We start from the raw sequence: 22172 nt of genomic DNA, 5'->3' as shown, positions 1-22172 counted from the left end.
GGTGATGAACACACTCCCCGTCATATTGGTTGAAGCTTTAACTGTGCGGATTACGCGCAAGGAAACAGGTTGATTATGTACGAAGCTCTGTTAGTTGTTTTCCTTATTGTAGCAATTGGCCTTGTGGGTCTTATTATGCTGCAGCAAGGCAAAGGCGCTGATATGGGAGCATCATTTGGTGCAGGCGCGTCTGGCACGCTGTTTGGTTCAAACGGGTCGGGTAACTTTATGACTCGCATGACTGCAGTTCTGGCTACGCTGTTTTTCGTGATCAGCTTGATTCTGGGTAATCTGAACAGCAATAAGATCTCCAAAGGAAGCGAGTGGGAAAACCTCACTGCGCCAGCTCAGTCTCAACAGCAGACTCAGCCAGCTAAACCGGCTACGCCGGGCAATGATATCCCGCACTAATAGCAGTAAAATAGCGTCAAACTAAAGCGGCAGAACAGCGTCGCAGTCAGTGCAGTACCGAGGTGGTGAAATTGGTAGACACGCTACCTTGAGGTGGTAGTGCTCGAAAGGGCTTACGGGTTCAAGTCCCGTCCTCGGTACCAAATCTTAGTATTACTTGCATTTTATGCATGTTCGGCGTAATATTCGCCACGTTTTCGGACGCGGGGTGGAGCAGCCTGGTAGCTCGTCGGGCTCATAACCCGAAGGTCGTCGGTTCAAATCCGGCCCCCGCAACCACTTTCCCTTAGAGTTCTTTTTCAAATATACTGTGTGCATCGACGGGCGCATAAGCAGCGAATTTTGAAAAAAATTCTTTTGGATGGGCGTCCGGGCCGCAATGCGGCATACAGGGTCCAGTGATAAAAAGCCCCGAATATTCGGGGTTTTTTGTTATTAGCGAATCGTAATACTGGGCTATAGGCCCTTTTTTTATGTCTTGGGGGTGGGCTTGTCCACATTAGAGCAAAAATTGACAGAGTTGGTATCTGCTCCGGTAGAAGCGCTCGGCTACGAACTGGTCGGAATTGAATTCGTTCGTGGTCGCACATCAACCCTGCGCATCTATATTGATAGTGAAGATGGCATCAATGTTGACGATTGCGCGGACGTCAGCCACCAGGTGAGTGCGGTGATGGATGTGGAAGATCCCATCACGGTGCCTTACCACCTTGAAGTGTCCTCACCGGGGCTCGATCGTCCTCTGTTCACTGCAGAACATTATGCACGCTTTACCGGCGATGAGGTGAGCCTGGTGCTGCGTATGGCCGTTCAAAACCGCCGTAAATGGCAGGGAATCATCAAGTCTGTTGAGGGTGAGATGATAACGGTAAACGTTGAGGGTAACGACGAGGTGTTCGCGCTGAGTAATATTCAGAAAGCGAACCTGGTCCCCCACTTTTAAAAGTCCGGATTGAGGCCAACCAGGATGAACAAAGAGATCTTAGCTGTTGTAGAAGCCGTTTCTAACGAAAAAGCCCTGCCGCGTGAGAAAATCTTCGAAGCGCTGGAGAGCGCGCTGGCGACTGCGACCAAGAAAAAGTACGAGCAGGAAATTGACGTACGCGTCAGCATCGACCGTAAAAGCGGCGACTTCGATACCTTCCGCCGTTGGGAGATCGTCGATCAGGTTACGCAGCCAACGCGCGAGATCACGCTGGATGCGGCTCGCTACGAAGACGAGTCTCTCAATCTGGGCGAATACGTAGAAGACCAGATTGAATCCGTTACGTTTGACCGTATCACGACCCAGACGGCGAAGCAGGTTATCGTACAAAAAGTACGTGAAGCCGAGCGTGCAATGGTGGTGGATCAGTTCCGCGAGCAGGAAGGCGAAATCATCACCGGTGTGGTGAAGAAAGTGAACCGTGACAACATCTCGCTGGATCTGGGCAACAATGCTGAAGCCGTGATCCTGCGTGAAGACATGCTGCCACGCGAAAACTTTCGCCCAGGCGACCGTATTCGCGGTGTACTGTATGCAGTACGTCCTGAAGCCCGTGGCGCGCAGCTGTTTGTGACGCGTTCTAAACCTGAAATGCTGATCGAACTGTTCCGCATTGAGGTGCCAGAAATTGGCGAAGAAGTGCTTGAAATTAAAGCCGCGGCCCGCGATCCGGGTTCACGTGCAAAAATTGCAGTAAAAACCAACGATAAACGTATCGATCCGGTCGGTGCCTGCGTCGGCATGCGCGGTGCGCGTGTTCAGGCTGTGTCCAGTGAACTGGGCGGCGAGCGTATCGATATCGTGCTGTGGGACGATAACCCAGCACAGTTTGTTATTAACGCCATGGCCCCGGCTGATGTGGCGTCAATCGTGGTTGATGAAGATAACCACACGATGGATATCGCTGTTGAGGCTGGCAATCTGGCCCAGGCGATCGGCCGTAATGGCCAAAACGTGCGTCTGGCTTCACAGCTGAGTGGCTGGGAGCTGAACGTGATGACCGTCGATGATCTGCAGGCTAAGCATCAGGCTGAAGCCCATGCAGCAATCGATATGTTCACGAAGCATCTCGACATCGACGAAGAGTTCGCCACCATTCTGGTGGAAGAGGGCTTCTCAACGTTGGAAGAAATGGCCTATGTGCCTATCAACGAGCTGTTGGAAATTGACGGCCTCGACGAAGAGACCATTGAAGCCCTACGTGAACGAGCAAAAAATGCGTTAACCACCCTGGCACTGGCAAAAGAAGAGAGCCTTGGTAATCAGGAACCCGCTGAAGACCTCTTGAATCTTGAGGGTCTGGATCGTGCACTGGCTTTCCGCCTGGCATCCAAAGGCGTTTGCACGCTGGAAGATCTCGCAGAGCAAGGTGTTGACGATCTGACGGATATTGAAGGGCTGACTGATGAGCAAGCTGGCGCGCTGATTATGGCCGCACGCAATATCTGCTGGTTCGGCGATGACGCGTAATAACAGGAAGGAACAGCATGACAGATGTAACCGTAAAATCGCTGGCAGCAGAAATTCAGACCTCGGTCGATCGCCTGGTACAGCAGTTTGCTGATGCGGGGATCCCAAAGTCTGAAAATGATGCGGTGACCCAGCACGAGAAAGAAACCTTACTGTCTCACCTGAAGCATGGTCAGGCCGGTTCAGGCAAACTGACATTGCAGCGCAAAACGCGTAGCACCTTGAATATTCCTGGCACCGGGGGTAAAAGTAAGTCGGTGCAAATCGAAGTCCGCAAAAAGCGTACGTACGTAAAAGGCGATGCAGAGTCTGAGCAAGCTCAGGCAGAAGCAGAAGCCGAGGCGCAGCGTGAAGCGGAAGAGCAGGCGCAACGCGAGGCCGCTGAACAAGCGCGTCGTGAAGCGGAACAGAAAGCGCAACGTGAAGCCGAAGAGAAAGCCAAGCGCGAAGCCGCTGAAAAGGCTAAGCGTGCAGCAGCGGAAAATGAGAAAGTGACTAATCAACCTACCGACGAAGTGACCAAGGCCGCGCAGTCCGATAAAGCACGTCGTGAAGCCGAAGCCGCCGAACTGAAGCGTAAAGCGGAAGAAGAAGCGCGCCGTAAGCTGGAAGAGGCTGCCCGCCTCGCTGCGGAAGAAGCCCGCCGTTTAGCCGTAGAAAAAGCGGCTGAATGGGAAAAGCCTGAAGAAGAGGACAAGGGCGACTATCACGTCACCACCTCTACGCATGCCCGCCAGGCCGAAGACGAGAACGATCGTCAGGTGGAAGCCGGCCGTGCCCGCACGCGCAGTGCAAAAGCCGCGCGTCCGGTTAAAAAAGGCAACAAACATTCAGAAGCCAAAACTGACCGTGAAGAAGCGCGTGCGCAGGTTCGCGGCGGTAAAGGCGGCAAGCATCGCAAACCAAGCGCACTGCAGCAGGGCTTTAACAAGCCAGCGCAGGCGGTTAACCGTGATGTCATCATTGGCGAAACCATCACCGTTGCCGAACTGGCTAACAAAATGGCCGTCAAAGGTTCACTGGTCATCAAAGCGATGATGAAGATGGGCGCTATGGCGACCATCAATCAGGTTATCGACCAGGAAACCGCCCAGCTGGTTGCCGAAGAAATGGGCCACAAAGTGACCCTTCGTCGTGAAAACGAGCTGGAAGAAGCGGTAATGGACGATCGTGATACCGATGCCGCACAGGAATCTCGTGCGCCGGTCGTGACCATCATGGGCCACGTTGACCACGGTAAAACCTCGCTGCTGGATTATATCCGCTCCACCAAAATCGCCTCTGGCGAAGCGGGCGGTATCACGCAGCACATCGGTGCCTATCACGTCGAAACTGATAACGGCATGGTGACCTTCCTGGATACGCCGGGCCACGCCGCGTTTACCGCAATGCGTGCTCGTGGTGCGCAGGCAACGGATATCGTTATCCTGGTCGTGGCTGCGGACGATGGCGTTATGCCACAGACCGTTGAAGCTATCCAGCACGCCAAAGCGGCGAAAGTGCCGGTGGTGGTTGCAGTCAACAAGTGCGATAAGCCAGAAGCCGATCCAGATCGTGTTAAAAACGAGCTGACTCAGTACGGGATCATCCCGGAAGAGTGGGGCGGCGAAAACATGTTCGTTAACGTCTCTGCGAAAGCCGGTACCGGTATTGACGATCTGTTGAACGCTATCCTGCTGCAGGCAGAAGTACTTGAGCTGACCGCTATCCGTGAAGGTATGGCGAGCGGTGTGGTCATTGAATCGTTCCTCGACAAAGGTCGTGGTCCGGTTGCTACCGTGCTGGTACGCGAAGGTACGTTGAACAAAGGCGACATCGTTCTGTGCGGCTTCGAATACGGCCGTGTCCGTGCGATGCGTGACGAACTGGGTCGTGAAGTAATGGAAGCGGGTCCGTCTATCCCGGTTGAGATCCTTGGCCTGTCAGGTGTACCGGCAGCGGGTGATGAAGCGACCGTGGTTCGTGACGAGAAGAAAGCACGTGAAGTGGCTTTGTATCGTCAGGGCAAATTCCGTGAAGTTAAGCTGGCTCGTCAGCAGAAATCTAAGCTGGAAAACATGTTTGCGAACATGACCGAAGGCGAAGTATCCGAACTGAACATCGTGCTCAAAGCGGACGTTCAGGGTTCTGTGGAAGCGATCTCCGACTCCCTGCTGAAACTCTCCACCGACGAAGTGAAGGTGAAGATTGTGGGTTCAGGCGTAGGTGGAATCACCGAAACCGACGCCACGCTGGCAGCAGCATCCAACGCCATCCTGCTGGGCTTCAACGTCCGTGCTGACGCCTCTGCGCGCCGCGTAGTTGATGCGGAAAGCCTGGATCTGCGTTACTACTCCGTCATCTATAACCTGATTGACGAAGTGAAAGCGGCGATGAGCGGTATGCTGGCACCAGAGTACAAACAGCAGATCATCGGTCTGGCTGAAGTGCGCGACGTGTTCAAATCACCGAAATTTGGTGCCGTGGCAGGTTGTATGGTGACGGAAGGTAACATCAAACGTCACAACCCAATCCGTGTACTGCGCGATAACGTGGTGATTTACGAAGGCGAACTGGAATCACTGCGTCGCTTTAAAGATGACGTCAACGAAGTGCGTAACGGCATGGAGTGTGGTATCGGCGTGAAGAACTATAATGACGTTCGTGTCGGCGATATGATCGAAGTCTTCGAAGTGATTGAAGTTAAACGCACCATCGCTTAAGTCCTGGCGTTGATGATGCAATTTGGGAGGCCGCTGGCCTCCCGAATTATTTGGGAGAAATAAAAAATGGCGAAAGAATTTGGCCGTCCGCAGCGTGTCTCGCAAGAGCTGCAAAAAGAGGTTGCCATGATCCTGCAGCGTGAGATTAAAGATCCACGTCTTGGCATGATGGTCACCGTTTCTGGCGTTGAGGTATCACGTGACCTCGCATACGCCAAAGTGTTTGTCACCTTCCTCAATGATAAAGATGAAGAAGCCGTACAAAATGGCCTGAAAGCGTTAAAAGAAGCCTCGGGTTATATCCGCACGCTGTTGGGTAAAGCCATGCGCCTGCGTATCGTGCCGGAGCTGACCTTCTTCTACGACAACTCGCTGGTTGAAGGCATGCGCATGTCAAACCTCGTCACCAACGTGGTGAAAAAAGACGTTGAGCGTCGTGGTCCTGAGTCCACGGACGATAACGAGGAGGCGTAATGAGTCGTCCTCGTCGTCGCGGTCGCGACGTCCATGGCGTGTTATTGCTGGATAAGCCACAAGGGATGTCATCCAATGATGTCCTGCAAAAGGTAAAGCGTATTTTTAACGCTAACCGTGCAGGACATACCGGGGCGCTTGATCCGCTGGCAACCGGCATGTTGCCTATCTGCCTGGGCGAAGCCACCAAGTTTTCTCAGTATCTGCTGGACTCCGATAAGCGTTATCGCGTGATTGCCCGTCTGGGTGAGCGCACCGATACCTCGGATGCTGACGGTAACTTGGTGCAAACCCGTCCGGTGGACTTTACCCAGGCTGCGCTGGACACGGCGCTGGAGGGTTTTCGCGGTGATATCATGCAGGTGCCTTCGATGTTTTCTGCATTGAAACATCAGGGCAGAAAACTGTATGAATACGCGCGCGAAGGCATCACCATTGAACGTGAGCCGCGTCCGATTACCGTTTATGACCTGCAGTTTATTCGCTGGCAGGGCAATGAGCTGGAACTGGAAATCCACTGTTCCAAAGGCACCTACATCCGTACCATTATTGACGATTTGGGCGAGAAGCTGGGCTGCGGTGCGCACGTCATCATGCTGCGCCGTATGCAGGTGGCACGCTATCCGTTTGAGAGAATGGTGACGCTGGAACAGTTGCAGGCGCTCCAGCACAACGCTAACGAGACGGGTGAGGATCTGGCGCAGCATCTTGATCCGCTGCTTTTGCCAATGGACAGCCCCGCGTCAGATTTCCCGGCGGTAAACGTGTCCTCTGATGTGGCCGCATACTTTAAACAGGGCCAACCGGTTCACGCCAGTCAGGCACCGGCTCAGGGCCTCGTGCGCGTCACCGAAGGTGAAGAGGGCAAATTTATCGGCATGGCAGAAATTGCCGAGGATGGCCGCATTGCTCCCCGACGTTTAGTGGTTGAGTATCAGAATTAAGTTGTGCGCTTTCCGCGTTGGGCATTTGCGTTGCCCTGAAGCGAAGAGTAGAATGGCGCGGCTTTAAAGCGGGATGCTGAATTAGAGATCGGCGCCCATACATTCATTTAACTGGAGTTTATTATGTCTCTAAGCGTAGAAGCTAAAGCAGAGATCGTTGCTAAATATGGTCGTGGTGCTAACGACAGCGGTTCAACCGAAGTTCAGGTTGCCCTGTTGACCGCGCAGATCAGCCATCTGCAGGGTCACTTCTCTGAGCACAAGAAAGACCACCACAGCCGCCGCGGTCTGCTGCGTATGGTATCTCAGCGTCGTAAGCTGCTGGACTACCTGAAGCGTAAAGACGTTGCACGCTACAGCAGCCTGATCGAAAGTCTCGGTCTGCGTCGCTAGTCTTAAAATCGGGTCGTCAGGGATGCCACTCACGTGTGCTAAAAACCCGACTGGCGATCAGATTTGTGCGAGTTTCATGAAAAGGGGGCCTTTATGGCCCCTTTTTTCGAGCAATGCGCAGCAATCCTGAGCAAACTCATGTATTGTTGTTGGGTGTGATCTTTGTTTGCAGAGGTTCGCGCGGCTAATGAGAGGCTTTTACCGCAGGGGCGGTTAAGGGTTGTCATTAGTCGCGAGGATGCAACGAGGATCGGTAATCAATGGCAGGCTCAATATAGCACTGCCCCGATGTTAAGGACTTTGATTTTGCTTAATCCGATCGTACGCAAATTCCAATATGGTCAACATACCGTCACGCTGGAAACCGGCATGATGGCTCGCCAGGCGACTGCCGCTGTTATGGTGAGCATGGACGATACCGCAGTATTTGTCACCGTGGTTGGTCAGAAAAAAGCCAAACCAGGCCAGGACTTTTTCCCACTGACCGTGAACTATCAGGAGCGTACTTACGCTGCTGGTCGTATCCCAGGCAGCTTCTTCCGTCGTGAAGGTCGTCCAAGCGAAGGCGAAACCCTGATTTCACGTCTGATCGACCGTCCTGTGCGTCCACTGTTCCCGGAAGGTTTCGTTAACGAAGTGCAGGTTATCGCCACGGTTGTGTCGGTAAACCCACAGGTTCACCCAGACATCGTTGCCATGATCGGTGCCTCTGCAGCGCTGGCGCTGTCAGGCCTTCCGTTCAACGGCCCAATCGGTGCAGCGCGCGTTGGTTATATCAATGACCAGTACGTACTGAACCCAACCGCGGATGAGCTGAAAACCTCACGCCTGGATCTGGTCGTTGCCGGTACGCAGAATGCCGTTCTGATGGTGGAATCTGAAGCAGAAATCCTGTCTGAAGAACAAATGTTGGGCGCAGTGGTGTTCGGCCACGATCAACAGCAGATTGTGATTGAAAACATCAATTCACTGGTCGCCGAAGCGGGCAAGCCGCGTTGGGACTGGCAGCCAGAGCAGGCGAATACTGCACTGATTTCACGCGTTGCGGCGCTTGCCGAAACACGTATCAGCGATGCGTACCGTATCACTGACAAGCAAGAACGTTATGCTCAGGTTGGCGTCATTAAAGACGAAACCATTGCTGCGTTGCTGGCGGAAGATGAATCACTGGATGCGGCCGAAATCGGCGACATCGTTCACAGCCTGGAAAAGACGGTTGTCCGTACCCGCATTCTGAACGGCGAGCCACGTATCGATGGTCGTGAGAAAGACATGATCCGTGGTCTGGACGTGCGCACCGGCGTGCTGCCGCGTACTCACGGTTCAGCCCTGTTCACCCGTGGTGAAACGCAGGCGCTGGTTACTGCTACCCTGGGTACGACCCGCGATGCGCAGAACCTGGATGAGCTGATGGGCGAACGTACCGACAGCTTCCTGTTCCACTACAACTTCCCTCCGTACTCTGTCGGTGAGACCGGTATGGTAGGTTCGCCTAAGCGTCGTGAAATTGGTCACGGTCGTCTGGCGAAACGCGGCGTGCTGGCTGTGATGCCAAAAGCCGAAGATTTCCCGTATACCGTTCGCGTGGTTTCTGAAATCACCGAATCTAACGGTTCTTCTTCTATGGCCTCGGTCTGTGGTGCCTCTCTGGCGCTGATGGATGCAGGTGTGCCAATCAAGGCATCTGTTGCGGGTATCGCGATGGGCCTGGTAAAAGAAGACGACAAGTTTGTTGTCCTGTCCGACATCCTGGGTGACGAAGACCACCTGGGCGATATGGACTTTAAAGTCGCCGGTAGCCGTGAAGGTATCACCGCGCTGCAGATGGACATTAAAATCGAAGGCATCACCCGCGAAATCATGCAGGTTGCGCTGAACCAGGCCAAAGGTGCACGTCTGCACATTCTGGGCGTCATGGAGCAGGCTATCAGCACCCCGCGTCAGGAAATTTCTGAGTTCGCGCCACGTATTTACACCATCAAGATCAGCTCAGACAAGATCAAAGATGTGATTGGTAAAGGCGGTTCCGTGATCCGTGCGCTGACCGAAGAAACCGGTACAACCATCGAAATCGAAGATGACGGTACCGTGAAAATCGCAGCGACCGACGGTCTGAAAGCGAAAGAAGCTATTCGCCGTATCGAAGAAATCACCGCAGAAATCGAAGTGGGCCGTGTCTATAGCGGTAAAGTCACCCGCATCGTAGACTTCGGTGCCTTCGTCGCTATCGGCGGCGGTAAAGAAGGTCTGGTGCATATTTCTCAAATCGCAGACAAGCGTGTTGAGAAAGTGACTGACTATCTGCAGATGGGTCAGGAAGTGCCGGTTAAGGTGATGGAAGTTGATCGCCAGGGCCGTGTGCGTCTGAGCATCAAAGAAGCGACAGAAACCAAGCCTGAAGCTGTTGCAGCTGAGAGCACACCTGACGCTGAATAAGTCTTTCCTGATTTGCCTCTCCTTGCCTGGCAGGGAGAGGCTTTTGTGTCATCGCGAGGGCGGGAATCCTTGTGCACAGCAGGCGGATAACAGGATGGTTGTCCCAATGTTTGTATTCGGGAGTGGGAAATGAAGCCTTTTTTGCGCTGGTGTTTTGTTGCGACAGCTTTGACGCTGGCAGGATGCAGCAACTCCAATTGGCGTAAGAACGAAGTTCTTGCAGTACCTTTACAGCCCACACTGCAACAGGAAGTGATTCTGGCTCGCATGGAACAAATTCTTGCCAGTCGAGCCCTTACCGATGATGAACGCGCACAGCTGTTATATGAGCGCGGAGTGTTGTATGATAGTTTGGGTCTTAGGGCATTAGCGCGGAACGATTTTTCGCAAGCGCTGTCTATAAGACCAGATATGCCAGAGGTGTTTAACTATCTTGGTATATACTTAACGCAGGCGGGCAACTTTGATGCCGCCTATGAAGCGTTTGATTCTGTACTTGAGCTTGATCCAACTTACAACTATGCGCATTTAAATCGTGGTATCGCCCTCTATTACGGTGGTCGATACAAGTTAGCGCAAGATGATCTGCTGGCGTTTTATCAAGACGATCCTAACGATCCTTTCCGCAGCTTGTGGCTCTACCTTGTCGAAAGCAAGATGGATGCAGACAAAGCGAAAGTGGCGCTCAAGCAGCGTTACGACAAAGCGGTCAAGGACCAATGGGGATGGAATATTGTTGAGTTCTACCTTGGCGACATCAGCGAAGCAACACTGATGGAACGTCTCAAGGCGGACGCAACGGATAACACCTCGCTCGCTGAACATCTCAGTGAAACCAACTTCTATTTAGGTAAGTATTACCTAAGTCTGGGGGAGAAGGACAACGCAGAAGCGTTGTTCAAACTGGCGGTCGCCAACAACGTTAATAACTTTGTTGAACACCGATACGCATTGTTGGAACTGGCGCAACTCGGCCAGGCACAAGACGATTTATCAGAATCTGACCAGCAATAGCTGACGAACTTTTTTGCCTGTAAAACCTGTCAAGTCATCATCTTCAGGGATGAAGGCTTTTCTGTTCGTCAAAACTTCTAATTTGAGCCGGTTCACACTTTTTGATGAAAATGACTGAAAGTTTTCACGACGAGTTATGTAGACTGGCCGCCGCAATCAACGAGGCACGTGTACTACATGACTGATATTCAAACCACTTTTGCTGACCTTGGCCTGAACGCCGAACTCCTTGAATCACTGAATGGCATGGGCTATGTAAAGCCATCCCCAATCCAGGCTGAGTGTATTCCTCACCTGCTGGCGGGCCGTGACGTGTTAGGTATGGCGCAGACCGGGAGTGGTAAAACCGCAGCGTTCTCGCTGCCGCTGTTACATAACATCGACCCAACTGTTAAAGCACCGCAAATTTTGGTGCTGGCACCGACCCGCGAACTGGCGGTGCAGGTTGCTGAAGCTGTTACCGAATTCTCTAAACATATGCGCGGTCTGAACGTGGTTGCCCTTTACGGCGGCCAGCGTTATGACGTGCAGCTGCGCGCACTGCGCCAGGGACCACAGGTTGTCGTGGGTACGCCAGGCCGCCTGCTGGACCACCTGAAACGTGGCACCTTAGATTTGTCTAACCTGCGTGGTCTGGTTCTGGACGAAGCAGATGAAATGTTACGCATGGGCTTCATCGAAGACGTTGAAACTATCATGGCGCAGATCCCAGAAGGTCATCAGACCGCACTGTTCTCTGCCACTATGCCAGAAGCGATTCGTCGTATTACCAAGCGTTTCATGAAAGATCCGCAGGAAGTTCGCATCCAGTCAAGCCTGACAACGCGCCCGGATATCAGCCAGAGCTACTGGACTGCCCACGGCCGTAAAACTGATGCGCTGGTTCGCTTCCTTGAAGCAGAAGACTTTGATGCGGCGATCATTTTCGTGCGTACTAAAAATGCAACGCTGGAAGTCGCTGAAGCGCTGGAGCGTAGCGGTTACAACAGTGCGGCACTGAATGGCGATATGAACCAGGCACTGCGTGAGCAGACGCTGGAGCGCCTGAAAGATGGTCGTCTGGATATCCTGATTGCTACCGACGTTGCGGCCCGTGGCCTGGACGTTGAGCGTATCAGCCTGGTTGTTAACTACGATATTCCGATGGACTCAGAATCATACGTTCACCGTATCGGCCGTACCGGTCGTGCAGGTCGTGCCGGTCGCGCACTGCTCTTCGTAGAGAACCGCGAGCGTCGTCTGCTGCGTAATATCGAACGCACCATGAAGCTGACTATTCCAGAAGTTGAGCTGCCAAATGCAGAACTGCTGGGTCAGCGTCGTCTGGCTAAGTTTGCTGCGAAAGTTCAACAGCAACTGGAAAGCAGCGATCTGGAGCAGTACCGTGCGCTGCTGGCTAAGATGCAGCCTGAAGAAGAGCTGGATATCGAAACCCTGGCTGCGGCTCTGCTGAAAATGGCACAGGGTGAGCGTCCGCTGATCGTTCCTGCTGATGCACCACGTCCAGCGCGTCGTGAATTCCGTGAGCGTGACGATCGTCGTGAGAGCCGTGATTCACGTGAAGCACGTGGCCCACGCGAAAACCGTGAGGGCGGCGACCGTCCACGTCGCGAGCGTCGTGACGTTGGCGATATGCAGCTGTACCGTATTGAAGTGGGCCGTGATGATGGTGTTGAAGTTCGTCATATCGTGGGCGCTATTGCTAACGAAGGCGATATCAGCAGCCGTTACATCGGTAACATCAAACTGTTCGGTACGCACTCTACCATCGAGCTGCCGAAAGGCATGCCTGGCGATGTGCTGCAGCACTTTACCCGTACACGTATTCTGAACAAGCCGATGAATATGCAGTTACTGGGTGATGCTCAGCCGCATGAAGGTGGCCGTGGCGAACGTCGTCCGGGTGCCGGTGCTGGCGAGCGTCGTGGCGGTGCTGCGCGTCCTGAAGGTCAGGGCCCGCGTCGCTTCTCTTCTGAGCGCCGTGAAGGCGGTCGTGATGGTGCACGCCCTTTCAATCGTGAAGGCGGTCGTGGTCCACGTCGTGAAGACAGTGCTGCTGCACCACGTCGTCGTGACGCGTAAGCGAGCTTATTCGGTGTAATAAAAAGGGAAGCCTACGGGCTTCCCTTTTTTTGTCTTGTCGTTGACCCATCACAGGATCACCGCCGCTGGCTACAGGTTGCTGGCAGCTTCCATGGCCAGCTTAAACGAATGCAGGCGCGCTTCGGTGTCGTAAATTTGCCCGTTAACCATCACCTCATTTGCCTGAGTTTCACGCAGCAGTGAAGCCAGACCATGCCGTACCTTATCCACATCGCCAACCAGAGACATGCTCAGCGCCTGCTGCACGCCATACTGTTCTGACGGCGACCACAGGCTGTCCATATTCTGTACCGGTGCAGGCAGCGGACCCGGTTTACCACGACGCAGGTTGATAAATTGCTGCTGCATGGAGGTAAACAGAAAACGCGCTTCACTTTCGGTGTCAGCGGCAACAATGTTTATGCACACCGTGGCGTACGGCTCGGCAAGGCGCGCGGAAGGCTTGAAGTTCTCACGATAGACGTGCAGGGCCTGGAACAGCTGGTCCGGCGCAAAGTGTGAGGCAAAGGCAAACGGCAGTCCCATTTTGGCCGAGAGTTGAGCGCTATAAAGGCTGGAACCTAACAGCCACACCGGAATTTTCATTCCTAAGCCGGGAACCGGCTGCACCGGCGGCTGCGCGCCCGCTTCAGCATCAAACCAGTCGATCAGCTCGGCAACATCGTCCGGGAAGGTATCGGCATGAATGCCCGACAGATGACGACGCAGTGCCAGCATCGTGCGCTGGTCCGAACCCGGTGCACGGCCTAATCCCAGATCGATACGATCGGGATACAGCGAAGCCAGGGTACCAAACTGCTCTGCAATCATCAGCGGTGAGTGATTAGGCAACATAATGCCACCAGAACCCAGACGCAGCGTGGTGGTGTTGGCGGCCAGATAGCCAATCAGCACGGCGGTGGCCGCACTGGCAATGCCAGTCATATTGTGGTGCTCGGCGAGCCAGTAACGTTCAAACCCCAGTTTTTCTGCCTGACGCGCCAACGCGAGTGAATTATGGAAAGCATCACGTGGCGTCGCGCCCTGCGGAACAGGGGCAAGATCCAGAACGGAAAGGCGAACGTTTTTTTTATCAGACATGGGTACTCCAGAGTGTATAGCGCAGGTGTCAGACCCTGCACCATCAAGTATTGCGTAACATCCGCCATATTAAAACTTTTTACACTCTCAGTATGTTGCCTGTATGTGCCTTTCAGTCGGTGGTCAGTAAAACCATCCCCGCCAGCTTGCGCCAGTAGCCGTTACAATCCCGATTTTTCTCCAGATCCAGCGGGGCCTGGCCTTCCTCGTTTTGGCGAAACCGGTCAATAAGACTTAAGGTTTGCGTGTCCTGAGGCGACAGCCGCACGATATCCACCCAGTTGCGCATGCCAACCAGATCGTTCCCCAGGTTATAGCAGTAACCGCTCATGGTCTGGATACCGTTTAAGACGAAGACCTGCTGTTGCTCCTGCGACAGGACCTTGCGTCCGTTAGGGTAATGAATGCAGCAGGTTTCGCAGTCATCTTTGGCGCGATTCTCCGAGCGAGCCGTAAAGCAGCGAGCCGACAGCGCCAGCGGCAGATGGCCATAGCCCAGCACTTCCACCTCGAACTGCTGGCGTATGCCTTTGGTTTCGCACTGCTGTAGCAGTTGCACCAGCCAGTCGCGTGGCATTTCAACCGGCAAACACCAGCGCGTCATTCCCTCTTTCACCAGAAGCTGCAGCGTATCAGCGTTATACACATTCAGCGTGGGGCCAGCGACAAAGGGCAGCTTGCGTTCGGCTGCCATGTTGACGGTGCCAACGTCGTTGGCCTCAATAATAAACTCGCCATTTTCAACATAGCGCTGCAGCTCTTTGAGCTCAGAAGGAGATTGCAGCAAAGCCAGGGTGCTGATAACCACCTGCTTACCACTGGCTGACAGCTCACGCGCCAGGCTCATCCAGGCAGCAAAGGGTGTCGCACGCCGCTTGCTGCAGACCGTTTCCCCAAGATAGATGATATCGGCGCTGCTGCTGGCGGCGAGTTGATAAAAGTGTTCCAGCGTGGCGGTTGGCCAGTACCACAGCACTGGCCCAAGGGCGTATTTCATGGTTTTTCCTTACTGCCAGTCACGATGATAAGCGCCTAACGTGGTTTGCGAGCCCTCAGACAGCGCGCCCAGCGTCTGCATCCACTGCTGCGCCACCTCAAAGTTATCCGGCTCGGCTTTACAACGATCGATCGCCTGACGCCAGACGCGGGCCACATCGGAAACATAGGCAGGGCTGCGCTGGCGCCCCTCGATTTTCACCGAGGCAATGCCTGCCCGTAGCAACTCTGGCAACAGTTCAAGCGTATTCAGACTGGTGGGTTCTTCCAGCACATGGTAGCGCTGGTCGTCGACCTGGTAGCGGCCTTTGCACAGCGTGGGATAGCCCGCGCTTTCCTCCGCGTCATAGCGATCGATCAGCACCTCATTGAGACGTGCCTCCATGCCGGCTGGCGTCTGTTGCCAGCGCACAAACTTCGCGGGTGAGCAGGCACCTTTACTGTTCGGGGATTCACCCGTTAGCCAGGAGGAGAGATAGCAGCGGCCCTCCGCCATGATACACAGGCTGCCAAAGGCAAAGACCTCCAGCGGAACAGGAGTACTGCGCGCCAGCTGTTTTACCTGATGAATCGACAGAACGCGCGGCAGCACCACACGGTGCAAATGAAAATGGCGATGGTAAAAACGAATGGCTTCAAGGTTAGTGGCGGAAGCCTGTACTGACAGATGGCGTTCAACATGTGGATAGCGTGCGGTGGCATATTCCAGCGTCGCCATATCGGCCAGAATCAGCGCGTCCGCGCCGCTGTCAGCCGCCACGTCAATGGCCCGCTGCCAGCGATGCATGCCATCGGGATGTGCAAAGGTATTGATCGCCACGTGCAGCTTACGACGATGCTGATGGAGATAATGTGCCGCCTCAAGCAGCTTCTTATCAGTAAAGTTTAACCCGGCAAAGTGACGCGCATTGGTGTCATCTTTCAGCCCGACATAAACCGCATCGGCACCATTCTCAACGGCGGTTCGTATTGCAGGCAGATTCCCGGCCGGACACAGCAACTCCATACTCAATCCTCTCGACATGCAGATGGAGCACGAGTCTAGTCATGGCGCTTCGGGGAAATGTTGATTTGGGGCAGTGAAACCGTCATTGATGAGATAGCCTGGCATTTTTTTAATCCTTCAGCGGCGGGTTTTATTGATCTCACCAGCGGCGAGAACCGCTGTCTGTGGCAATATAGCTAAAATTTTTTTGACGGGAGTGCAAAGCGTGTTCCAGCGGTTATCTGCCAGTTTAGTGAAAAATGGCCCTAAAATCCTCAGCTTACCTGTAACATTCGCCCCGTTCACGTTGAAGCAGCGGCTCTTGCAACAACTCTTAAACTGGCAATTTCGTCATGTTTTAGCCGAAGGTGAGTTAGACTTCCTTCAGGGACGCTTTTTGGGTATTGAGATTAGCGATGTTAATCTCACGTGGATCACCACGCTGGAAGGCGGTCGACTGAGGGTGTTGCAGAATGCCGAAGCAGATGTCTGGTTCCGGGGCAACGCCAATGATTTGTTGCTGGTAGCAGCACGCAAAGCGGATCCAGATATGCTTTTCTTTCAGCGACGACTGCTGATTGAAGGGGATACGGAACTGGGACTGGAGGTTAAGAACGTAATGGATGCAATTGAACTCGACACCATGCCCAAGGGGTTACGTACCGCCATTCAGCAGATGGCTGCAATCGTGGAGACAACAATGCAACAGGACGCGAAAGCCGCACAGGCACGCGCGGGTGGCTCATGTTAATACGCACAGAAATTGGCGTGGATGCCGCCGGTATCGATGCATTACTGCGACGTTGCTTTCCCACTTCAGCTGAAGCTGAGCTCACTCAGGCCCTGCGCGAAGACGGCCTGTTAACGTTGGGCGTGGTCGCGACTGACGATGAAGGTCAGGTGCTGGGTTATGCCGCGTTTAGCCCGGTCACCATGCAGGGCGAAGATCGCAATTGGGTCGGGCTGGCCCCGCTGGCCGTGGATGAAAGCCTGCGTGGACAGGGCATTGCGAAACAACTGGTTTATGAAGGCCTGGATACGCTGAATGAGTTTGGCTACAGTGCGGTTGTGGTGCTGGGCGACCCCGCACTGTATCACCATCTGGGCTTCGAATCTGCGGCCCGGCACGGTTTGCACTGCCGCTGGCCGGGCAGCGAAGCGGCCTTCCAGGTTTATCGTCTGGCGGACAACGCGTTTGACGGCGCTGAAGGACGTATTGAGTATTCCGCGCCCTTTAATCAGCTGAGCTAAGCCACGCTTCAAGGCGAGTGGGTTGCTCGGCAACCAGCTGCAGTTTTCGTTGACGGGTCAGTTGCTTAACCTGATATTCCAGCACGGAAGCCTGCGCGCGGTCACCCGCTGCGCAGGCATAAACCAGCGTTAACGGGCCTTTACCGCGCAAGGCTCGGGCACCGCGACCCTGCTCATGCTGCCCAAGGCGGCGCGTGACGTCAGTCGTGATGCCGGTATACAGGCTGCCTGCGGCCGTTTGTATCAGGTAAAGTTGCCAGTGCTGACTCATAATCTGTCCCAGAAATGCCTGCCCGGCAGTGTATCGTGCTTCCTTGCGGTGCGCTATCCATCGCCCTTACCGGAGTTGATTGTGTCTGATCTTTCCCATCTTGTTCGTTACCTGAAAAAGCAGCATGTGCTTTCATTATGCTGCTGTGCCGACAACGATTTGTGGTGTGCAAACTGCTACTACGTGTTTGATGAGTCACGCATGGCATTCTGGCTGATGACCGAGCCAGATACACGTCACGGCCTGCTGGCGATAAAACACCACAGCGTAGCGGGCACCATCAATGGACAACCGAAGACGGTATTGCTGATAAAGGGCGTGCAGTATCGTGGTCAGATCAGGCAGCTCAGCGACGAAGAAGCAACGGAAGCGCGCACCGCCTATCAACGGCGTTTTCCGGTTTCGCGCAAGGTCGCCGCGCCCTTATGGGAAATTACGCTGGATGAGCTGAAAATGACGGACAATGCATTGGGATTTGGTAAAAAAATTGTCTGGCAACGTGGGGCGTAAATAAAGCGCCCCCTTCCTGGCGGAAAAGGGCGTAAGGCCGTTACAGCGCCTGCAGAATACGCAGGGATTCACGGTTAAACGCGGGCAGGTCCGCAGGCGTGCGGCTGGTGACCAGTTTGTCACTGTCAACCACCACTTCCTCGTCGCGGAAGTCGGCACCGGCATTGATCAGGTCAATGGCAATGGCTTTTACGCTGGTCATTTTACGACCGCGCACACCATTCGCACTAATCAACAGTTGTGGCCCGTGGCAAATAGCAAAAATGGGTTTGCCGCTGGCCACAAATTCTTTGGTAAAGGCAACAAAGCGATCGTCACCGCGCAATGCATCCGGTGAGTGTCCGCCTGGCAACAGCAGGGCATCAAATTCTGCCGGACTCACTTCGTCGATACTGCGATCGATAGTGACTTCAGCCTCACCCTGTTTGCCTTTCACGGTTTTGCCCGCTTGCTCCTCAATCGTTACCACTTCATAGCCTGCGCGTTTGTAGATCTCGGCTGGCGAGGTAAACTCAGAGTCTTCAAATTCATCGGTGATCAGAACCGCAATTTTGGTGCTCATCTTTACCCTCCTTTAGGCATGTTAGGCGCATACTGCGCTATCCTGATTACCTGTTAAGTCTGGTTGTCGATTCTGAGAACGCAAGCCAGGCGGCTCACATTGGCCAGATTTTGCACGGCTGGCGGCGAAACAGGGAATATTCCGAGATGAATCGTATATTACTGACGGGCGCAACCGGGTTAGTGGGATCGCACCTGCTGCGTTTACTGATCAATGACCCGCGCGTTGATGAAATTATTGCGCCGACTCGCCGTGCGCTGCCGGCAATGGATAAGGTGATCAATCCGGTTGAAGCCGATCTAACCGATGTCCTGCGCCCGCTGGACACACCCTTGACGACGGTATTTTGCTGCCTGGGCACGACCCGCAAACAGGCGGGCAGTAAACAGGCATTTATTCACGTAGATTACACGCTGGTGGTGGATACTGCGTTGAACGGTTTACGTCTGGGCGCCAGACAGATGCTGGTGGTCAGCGCGCACGGCGCAAATCGTCATTCCCCTTTTTTATACAATCGCGTTAAGGGTGAGATGGAAAATGCGTTGCGCCATCAGGACTGGCCGCACCTGACGGTGGTCCGGCCTTCACTGTTGCTGGGTGAGCGAAAAGATAAACGCCGTGGGGAAAGCCTGATGGGCCCGCTGTTCGCCTGCCTGCCAGGCAACTGGCGCGCCGTCTCGGCCCAGGATGTAGCGCGCTGCCTGCATCACCAGGCGTTTGCTGAGGAAAAATCCGGGTTCACGCTGATCGCGTCGGGTGATATCCCGCGTGCGTCAGCGTAAGTACCAGATTTGCTGATTGCGGCTGCCACGCCACAGAAGCGTGGCATCTTTCTCTGCCGCTTCAAACCGCCCGTCAATCATGACGTCTATCCAGGGCAGGATTGCCCGCTGCGCCGGGCTGAGCGTCTGCATCTCATAGCCGGTCCACAACCAGATGTCTTTGCCGGCGCACTCCTGTTTAACCCGTTTCACCAGGCGACGGATATGCGGCACATTGTGGGGATGCAGCGGATCGCCGCCGCTCAGCGATAAACCCTGACGCGGGATGCGCGTATCTTTCAAGTCAGCCAGTAGCTGCTCTTCCATCGCCAGTGTAAAAGGCACGCCAGAATCCAGCCGCCAGGTGCTCTGATTGTAACAGCCACGGCACTGGTGCTCGCAGCCCGAAACAAACAGCGTACAGCGTGTGCCGGGACCGTTAACAATATCGACATCGTAGTAGCGATGGATGCGCATCATCCCAGCTGTCCGCTATCAAGGTGTTTCACCCGACGCTGAACCTCCTGCTGTTTACCGGCGTTGAACGGACGGGCATCCGGGCTTCCCAGGTAACCACACACGCGCCGCGTAACCGAAACCCGCGCAGGATCATGATTGCCACAGTTGGGACAGGTAAAGCCACGGCTGGTGCAGGTAAACTCACCGTTAAAACCGCAGTCGTAGCACTCGTCAATGGGCGTATTAGTGCCGTAGTAAGGCACCCGGTCGTAGCTGTAATCCCAAACGTCTTCCAGCGCTTTCAGGTTGTGCTGCACATTGGGATATTCGCCGTAACAGATAAACCCGCCGTTAGCCAACGAAGGATAGGGCGCTTCAAAATCGATCTTATCGTAAGGATTCACCTTCTTCTCGACGTCCAGATGAAAGCTGTTGGTGTAGTAACCTTTATCGGTAACGCCGTTTACCACCCCGAACTGTGCGGCATCCAGACGGCAGAAACGGTCACACAGGTTTTCACTGGGCGTGCTGTAAAGGCTGAAGCCATAGCCGGTTTCGTCTTTCCAGGCGTCGGTCGCGGCGCGCATCCGTGCCACGATGGCAACGCCTTTGGCACGCAGTGTCGCATCATCGAAAGGATGCTGTTTTGCGCCACTCAGGGCGTTCAGGGTTTCATGCAAACCGATGTAGCCCAGCGACAGCGAGGCGCGACCGTTACGAAAAATCGGGCCAATCTCATCATCGGCATTGAGCCGGACGCCGCAGGCCCCTTCCATATAGAGGATCGGCGCAACGCGGGCTTTGGTTTTTTCCAGCCGGGCGACGCGCGTCATGAGTGCCCGCTTTGCCAGCGCCAGCCGCTCATCCAGCAACGCCCAGAAACGGGTTTCGTCGCCAGCGGCTTCCAGTGCAATGCGCGGTAAATTCAGGCTGATGACACCGATGTTGTTGCGGCCTTCATGAATCTGCTTGCCATTTTCTTCATAAACGCCCAGGAAGCTGCGGCAGCCCATCGGGGTTTTAAAGGAGCCGGTGACCTTAACGACCTGATCGTAATTAAGAATATCGGGATACATGCGCTTGCTGGCACAGGTCAGCGCCAGTTGCTTGATATCATAGTTAATATCGTCCGCACGGCGGTTAATGCCTTCACGAATCGTAAACACCAGTTTAGGAAACACAGCGGTTTTGTGGTTTTTACCCAGCCCAGCCAGGCGGTTACGCAGAATGGCGGTCTGAACCAGCCGTGCTGCCCAACTGGTGCCCAGGCCAAAACCAAAGGTTACAAACGGCGTTTGGCCATTTGCCGTATGTAACGTGTTTACTTCGTATTCCAGCGACTGAAAGGCGTCATAGCACTCTTTTTCAGTGCGCTCGCGGGCATAGGCTTCCGCCTGAGGAATGTGCCAGCTCTGAGCCACGGCAAGGTGCTTAGCGAAGCTCTTTTCCACATAGGGTGCCAACACTTCATCAATGCGATTCAGGGTGGTACCGCCATAAATATGGCTGGCGACCTGAGCAATAATCTGCGCCGTAACGGCCGTTGCGGTGGCAATGGATTTCGGCGGCTCGATCTCGGCATTCCCCATTTTAAAGCCGTTGGTCAGCATGCCTTGCAGATCGATCAGCATGCAGTTAAACATGGGAAAGAAGGGCGAATAGTCGAGATCGTGATAGTGGATCTCGCCGCGCTCATGCGCCTGCACGACATCTCGCGGCAGGATCTGCTGCTGGGCGTAGTGTTTTGCCACGATCCCGGCCAGCAGATCGCGCTGCGTCGGGATCACTTTGCTGTCTTTATTGGCATTTTCATGCAGCAGGGCGGCGTTGGTCTGATCCACCAGACCGCGAATGGCGTGATGCAGCTGGCTGCGGCGTTCGCGCTCTACGTCGCGATCGTGACGATACTCAATATAGGCGCGTGCCAGCTGAGGATAAGGCCCCGCCATCAACGTTTCTTCCACCGCATACTGGATATCACCAATATCCACTTCCTCGCGATCGGCCAGTTGGGTACTGACCCGATCGGCTACTGTGTCGCACCAGGGTGCATCTTCCACATTTGCTGCCCGTGCCGCGGCCGCCACCGCTGCAGCGATACGCTGTGCGTCAAAGCCTACGCGGCATCCGTCGCGCTTCACCACCACCGTTGCCATTTTCTCTCCATTAACTACATATAGGTGTGTTTTTGGATTCTAGGCTCAACATGTAGTAATTGCAGCGAATTAATTGGCTTGTTTTTGACCTGAAGCAAAGAAGCCGTGAACAAGGAGATAAAACCAGCGCCGGAAAAAAAACGGCCCAGGATCGCCTTTCTCTGCGCGCTAATTTGCTTACGCCACAAAATGGCTTAACTCTGTTTATC

At 54.3% G+C, this 22172-nt stretch carries 22 protein-coding genes and 2 tRNA genes; 17 read left to right on the top strand and 7 right to left on the bottom strand.

Annotated elements, in window-relative coordinates; all coding sequences use genetic code 11:
• Positions 1-75 precede the first annotated feature (75 nt).
• The 13 genes from secG to QNH99_RS19400 all read left to right on the top strand — a co-directional run bounded on the left by secG (position 76) and on the right by QNH99_RS19400 (position 12911).
• Positions 76-411 (top strand): preprotein translocase subunit SecG, encoded by a 336-nt coding sequence (gene secG / locus QNH99_RS19460; RefSeq protein WP_063878157.1) that lies wholly within the window; start codon positions 76-78, stop codon positions 409-411.
• A 56-nt stretch (positions 412-467) separates the two neighbouring features.
• Positions 468-554: transfer RNA gene (locus tag QNH99_RS19455), tRNA-Leu, on the top strand.
• 59 nt (positions 555-613) lie between these two features.
• Positions 614-690: transfer RNA gene (locus QNH99_RS19450), tRNA-Met, on the top strand.
• 211 nt (positions 691-901) lie between these two features.
• The gene (rimP, locus tag QNH99_RS19445; protein ID WP_006121761.1) at positions 902-1354 is read left to right on the top strand and encodes a ribosome maturation factor RimP; all 453 of its coding nucleotides are present in this window, start codon (positions 902-904) and stop codon (positions 1352-1354) included.
• A 24-nt stretch (positions 1355-1378) separates the two neighbouring features.
• Positions 1379-2866, top strand: coding sequence for a transcription termination factor NusA (gene nusA, locus QNH99_RS19440; protein WP_063878158.1), 1488 nt, complete (start codon positions 1379-1381; stop codon positions 2864-2866).
• A gap of 17 nt (positions 2867-2883) precedes the next feature.
• On the top strand, positions 2884-5568 hold the full coding sequence (gene infB / locus QNH99_RS19435; protein WP_096011463.1) for a translation initiation factor IF-2: 2685 nt from the start codon (positions 2884-2886) through the stop codon (positions 5566-5568).
• Positions 5569-5634: 66 nt separating this feature from the next.
• Positions 5635-6042 (top strand): 30S ribosome-binding factor RbfA, encoded by a 408-nt coding sequence (gene rbfA / locus QNH99_RS19430; RefSeq protein WP_063878160.1) that lies wholly within the window; start codon positions 5635-5637, stop codon positions 6040-6042.
• Positions 6042-6986 (top strand): tRNA pseudouridine(55) synthase TruB, encoded by a 945-nt coding sequence (truB, locus tag QNH99_RS19425; protein ID WP_410517097.1) that lies wholly within the window; start codon positions 6042-6044, stop codon positions 6984-6986. The genes rbfA and truB overlap by 1 nt, the downstream gene beginning before the upstream one ends.
• A 123-nt stretch (positions 6987-7109) precedes the next feature.
• A complete protein-coding gene (gene rpsO / locus QNH99_RS19420; RefSeq protein ID WP_006121766.1) occupies positions 7110-7379 on the top strand; it encodes a 30S ribosomal protein S15 in 270 nt (89 codons plus the stop codon).
• Between the two features lie 306 nt (positions 7380-7685).
• Positions 7686-9815 carry a polyribonucleotide nucleotidyltransferase gene (gene pnp, locus QNH99_RS19415; protein ID WP_096011465.1) on the top strand — a complete coding sequence of 710 codons (2130 nt, stop codon included), beginning with the start codon at positions 7686-7688 and terminating at the stop codon, positions 9813-9815.
• Between the two features lie 129 nt (positions 9816-9944).
• A complete protein-coding gene (nlpI, locus tag QNH99_RS19410; RefSeq protein ID WP_063878163.1) occupies positions 9945-10829 on the top strand; it encodes a lipoprotein NlpI in 885 nt (294 codons plus the stop codon).
• A 104-nt stretch (positions 10830-10933) separates the two neighbouring features.
• Complete coding sequence (gene yrbN, locus QNH99_RS19405; protein WP_100208641.1) at positions 10934-11014, top strand: protein YrbN; 81 nt, start codon at positions 10934-10936, stop codon at positions 11012-11014.
• A complete protein-coding gene (locus tag QNH99_RS19400; RefSeq protein WP_410517096.1) occupies positions 11007-12911 on the top strand; it encodes a DEAD/DEAH family ATP-dependent RNA helicase in 1905 nt (634 codons plus the stop codon). Before yrbN ends, QNH99_RS19400 begins: the two co-directional genes overlap by 8 nt.
• Before the next feature lie 90 nt (positions 12912-13001).
• Here QNH99_RS19400 and QNH99_RS19395 read toward each other — a convergent pair whose 3' ends face one another.
• The 3 genes from QNH99_RS19395 to QNH99_RS19385 all read right to left on the bottom strand — a co-directional run bounded on the left by QNH99_RS19395 (position 13002) and on the right by QNH99_RS19385 (position 16014).
• Positions 13002-14012: a luciferase-like monooxygenase gene (locus QNH99_RS19395; protein WP_410517095.1), complete on the bottom strand. Its 1011-nt coding sequence runs from the start codon at positions 14010-14012 to the stop codon at positions 13002-13004.
• A gap of 112 nt (positions 14013-14124) precedes the next feature.
• Positions 14125-15009: a U32 family peptidase gene (locus QNH99_RS19390; RefSeq protein WP_063878166.1), complete on the bottom strand. Its 885-nt coding sequence runs from the start codon at positions 15007-15009 to the stop codon at positions 14125-14127.
• Positions 15010-15018: 9 nt separating this feature from the next.
• On the bottom strand, positions 15019-16014 hold the full coding sequence (locus QNH99_RS19385) for a ubiquinone anaerobic biosynthesis protein UbiU (RefSeq protein WP_109716694.1): 996 nt from the start codon (positions 16012-16014) through the stop codon (positions 15019-15021).
• Between the two features lie 205 nt (positions 16015-16219).
• Between QNH99_RS19385 and QNH99_RS19380 the strand changes: the two genes are divergently transcribed.
• The gene (locus QNH99_RS19380) at positions 16220-16744 is read left to right on the top strand and encodes a ubiquinone anaerobic biosynthesis accessory factor UbiT (protein WP_063878168.1); all 525 of its coding nucleotides are present in this window, start codon (positions 16220-16222) and stop codon (positions 16742-16744) included.
• Positions 16738-17244, top strand: coding sequence for a GNAT family N-acetyltransferase (locus QNH99_RS19375; RefSeq protein ID WP_283349787.1), 507 nt, complete (start codon positions 16738-16740; stop codon positions 17242-17244). Before QNH99_RS19380 ends, QNH99_RS19375 begins: the two co-directional genes overlap by 7 nt.
• On the opposite strand, the gene QNH99_RS19370 is transcribed toward QNH99_RS19375, so the two are convergent.
• The gene (locus QNH99_RS19370; RefSeq protein WP_063878170.1) at positions 17228-17515 is read right to left on the bottom strand and encodes a GIY-YIG nuclease family protein; all 288 of its coding nucleotides are present in this window, start codon (positions 17513-17515) and stop codon (positions 17228-17230) included. The two genes, QNH99_RS19375 and QNH99_RS19370, sit on opposite strands and share 17 nt — an antisense overlap.
• Positions 17516-17596: 81 nt before the next feature.
• Here QNH99_RS19370 and QNH99_RS19365 point away from each other — a divergent pair, with 81 nt between their 5' ends.
• Entirely contained in the window at positions 17597-18025 is a 429-nt protein-coding gene (locus QNH99_RS19365) for a YhbP family protein (RefSeq protein ID WP_283355289.1), read from the top strand.
• Positions 18026-18065: 40 nt separating this feature from the next.
• Here the strand turns inward: QNH99_RS19365 and QNH99_RS19360 are convergent, their stop codons facing one another.
• A complete protein-coding gene (locus tag QNH99_RS19360; RefSeq protein ID WP_063878171.1) occupies positions 18066-18587 on the bottom strand; it encodes a type 1 glutamine amidotransferase domain-containing protein in 522 nt (173 codons plus the stop codon).
• A gap of 146 nt (positions 18588-18733) precedes the next feature.
• On the opposite strand from QNH99_RS19360, the gene QNH99_RS19355 reads away from it, so the two are divergent.
• Positions 18734-19369 carry an NAD-dependent epimerase/dehydratase family protein gene (locus QNH99_RS19355; protein ID WP_410517094.1) on the top strand — a complete coding sequence of 212 codons (636 nt, stop codon included), beginning with the start codon at positions 18734-18736 and terminating at the stop codon, positions 19367-19369.
• Here the strand turns inward: QNH99_RS19355 and nrdG are convergent.
• Both nrdG and nrdD read right to left on the bottom strand, forming a co-directional pair.
• Positions 19361-19828: an anaerobic ribonucleoside-triphosphate reductase-activating protein gene (gene nrdG / locus QNH99_RS19350; RefSeq protein WP_109716689.1), complete on the bottom strand. Its 468-nt coding sequence runs from the start codon at positions 19826-19828 to the stop codon at positions 19361-19363. The two genes, QNH99_RS19355 and nrdG, sit on opposite strands and share 9 nt — an antisense overlap.
• The gene (gene nrdD / locus QNH99_RS19345) at positions 19825-21963 is read right to left on the bottom strand and encodes an anaerobic ribonucleoside-triphosphate reductase (RefSeq protein WP_109716688.1); all 2139 of its coding nucleotides are present in this window, start codon (positions 21961-21963) and stop codon (positions 19825-19827) included. Before nrdD ends, nrdG begins: the two co-directional genes overlap by 4 nt.
• Positions 21964-22172 lie beyond the last annotated feature (209 nt).

The organism is Pantoea allii (genome assembly GCF_046529425.1).
Taxonomy (GTDB): domain Bacteria; phylum Pseudomonadota; class Gammaproteobacteria; order Enterobacterales; family Enterobacteriaceae; genus Pantoea; species Pantoea allii.
Note: the sequence above shows the minus strand (reverse complement) of the source record. Positions and strands in the feature narration are given on the sequence as shown.

Coding starts and splice junctions, on each gene's coding strand:
- yrbN (WP_100208641.1), top strand. CDS start 10,934: ATGAAAATGACTGAAAGTTTTCACGACGAGTTATGTAGACTGGCCGCC.
- truB (WP_410517097.1), top strand. CDS start 6,042: ATGAGTCGTCCTCGTCGTCGCGGTCGCGACGTCCATGGCGTGTTATTG.
- nrdG (WP_109716689.1), bottom strand. CDS start 19,828: ATGATGCGCATCCATCGCTACTACGATGTCGATATTGTTAACGGTCCC.
- QNH99_RS19395 (WP_410517095.1), bottom strand. CDS start 14,012: ATGTCTGATAAAAAAAACGTTCGCCTTTCCGTTCTGGATCTTGCCCCT.
- nlpI (WP_063878163.1), top strand. CDS start 9,945: ATGAAGCCTTTTTTGCGCTGGTGTTTTGTTGCGACAGCTTTGACGCTG.
- QNH99_RS19370 (WP_063878170.1), bottom strand. CDS start 17,515: ATGAGTCAGCACTGGCAACTTTACCTGATACAAACGGCCGCAGGCAGC.
- infB (WP_096011463.1), top strand. CDS start 2,884: ATGACAGATGTAACCGTAAAATCGCTGGCAGCAGAAATTCAGACCTCG.
- QNH99_RS19375 (WP_283349787.1), top strand. CDS start 16,738: ATGTTAATACGCACAGAAATTGGCGTGGATGCCGCCGGTATCGATGCA.
- nrdD (WP_109716688.1), bottom strand. CDS start 21,963: ATGGCAACGGTGGTGGTGAAGCGCGACGGATGCCGCGTAGGCTTTGAC.
- QNH99_RS19385 (WP_109716694.1), bottom strand. CDS start 16,014: ATGGAGTTGCTGTGTCCGGCCGGGAATCTGCCTGCAATACGAACCGCC.
- rpsO (WP_006121766.1), top strand. CDS start 7,110: ATGTCTCTAAGCGTAGAAGCTAAAGCAGAGATCGTTGCTAAATATGGT.
- secG (WP_063878157.1), top strand. CDS start 76: ATGTACGAAGCTCTGTTAGTTGTTTTCCTTATTGTAGCAATTGGCCTT.
- QNH99_RS19360 (WP_063878171.1), bottom strand. CDS start 18,587: ATGAGCACCAAAATTGCGGTTCTGATCACCGATGAATTTGAAGACTCT.
- QNH99_RS19355 (WP_410517094.1), top strand. CDS start 18,734: ATGAATCGTATATTACTGACGGGCGCAACCGGGTTAGTGGGATCGCAC.
- rbfA (WP_063878160.1), top strand. CDS start 5,635: ATGGCGAAAGAATTTGGCCGTCCGCAGCGTGTCTCGCAAGAGCTGCAA.
- QNH99_RS19390 (WP_063878166.1), bottom strand. CDS start 15,009: ATGAAATACGCCCTTGGGCCAGTGCTGTGGTACTGGCCAACCGCCACG.
- QNH99_RS19400 (WP_410517096.1), top strand. CDS start 11,007: ATGACTGATATTCAAACCACTTTTGCTGACCTTGGCCTGAACGCCGAA.
- nusA (WP_063878158.1), top strand. CDS start 1,379: ATGAACAAAGAGATCTTAGCTGTTGTAGAAGCCGTTTCTAACGAAAAA.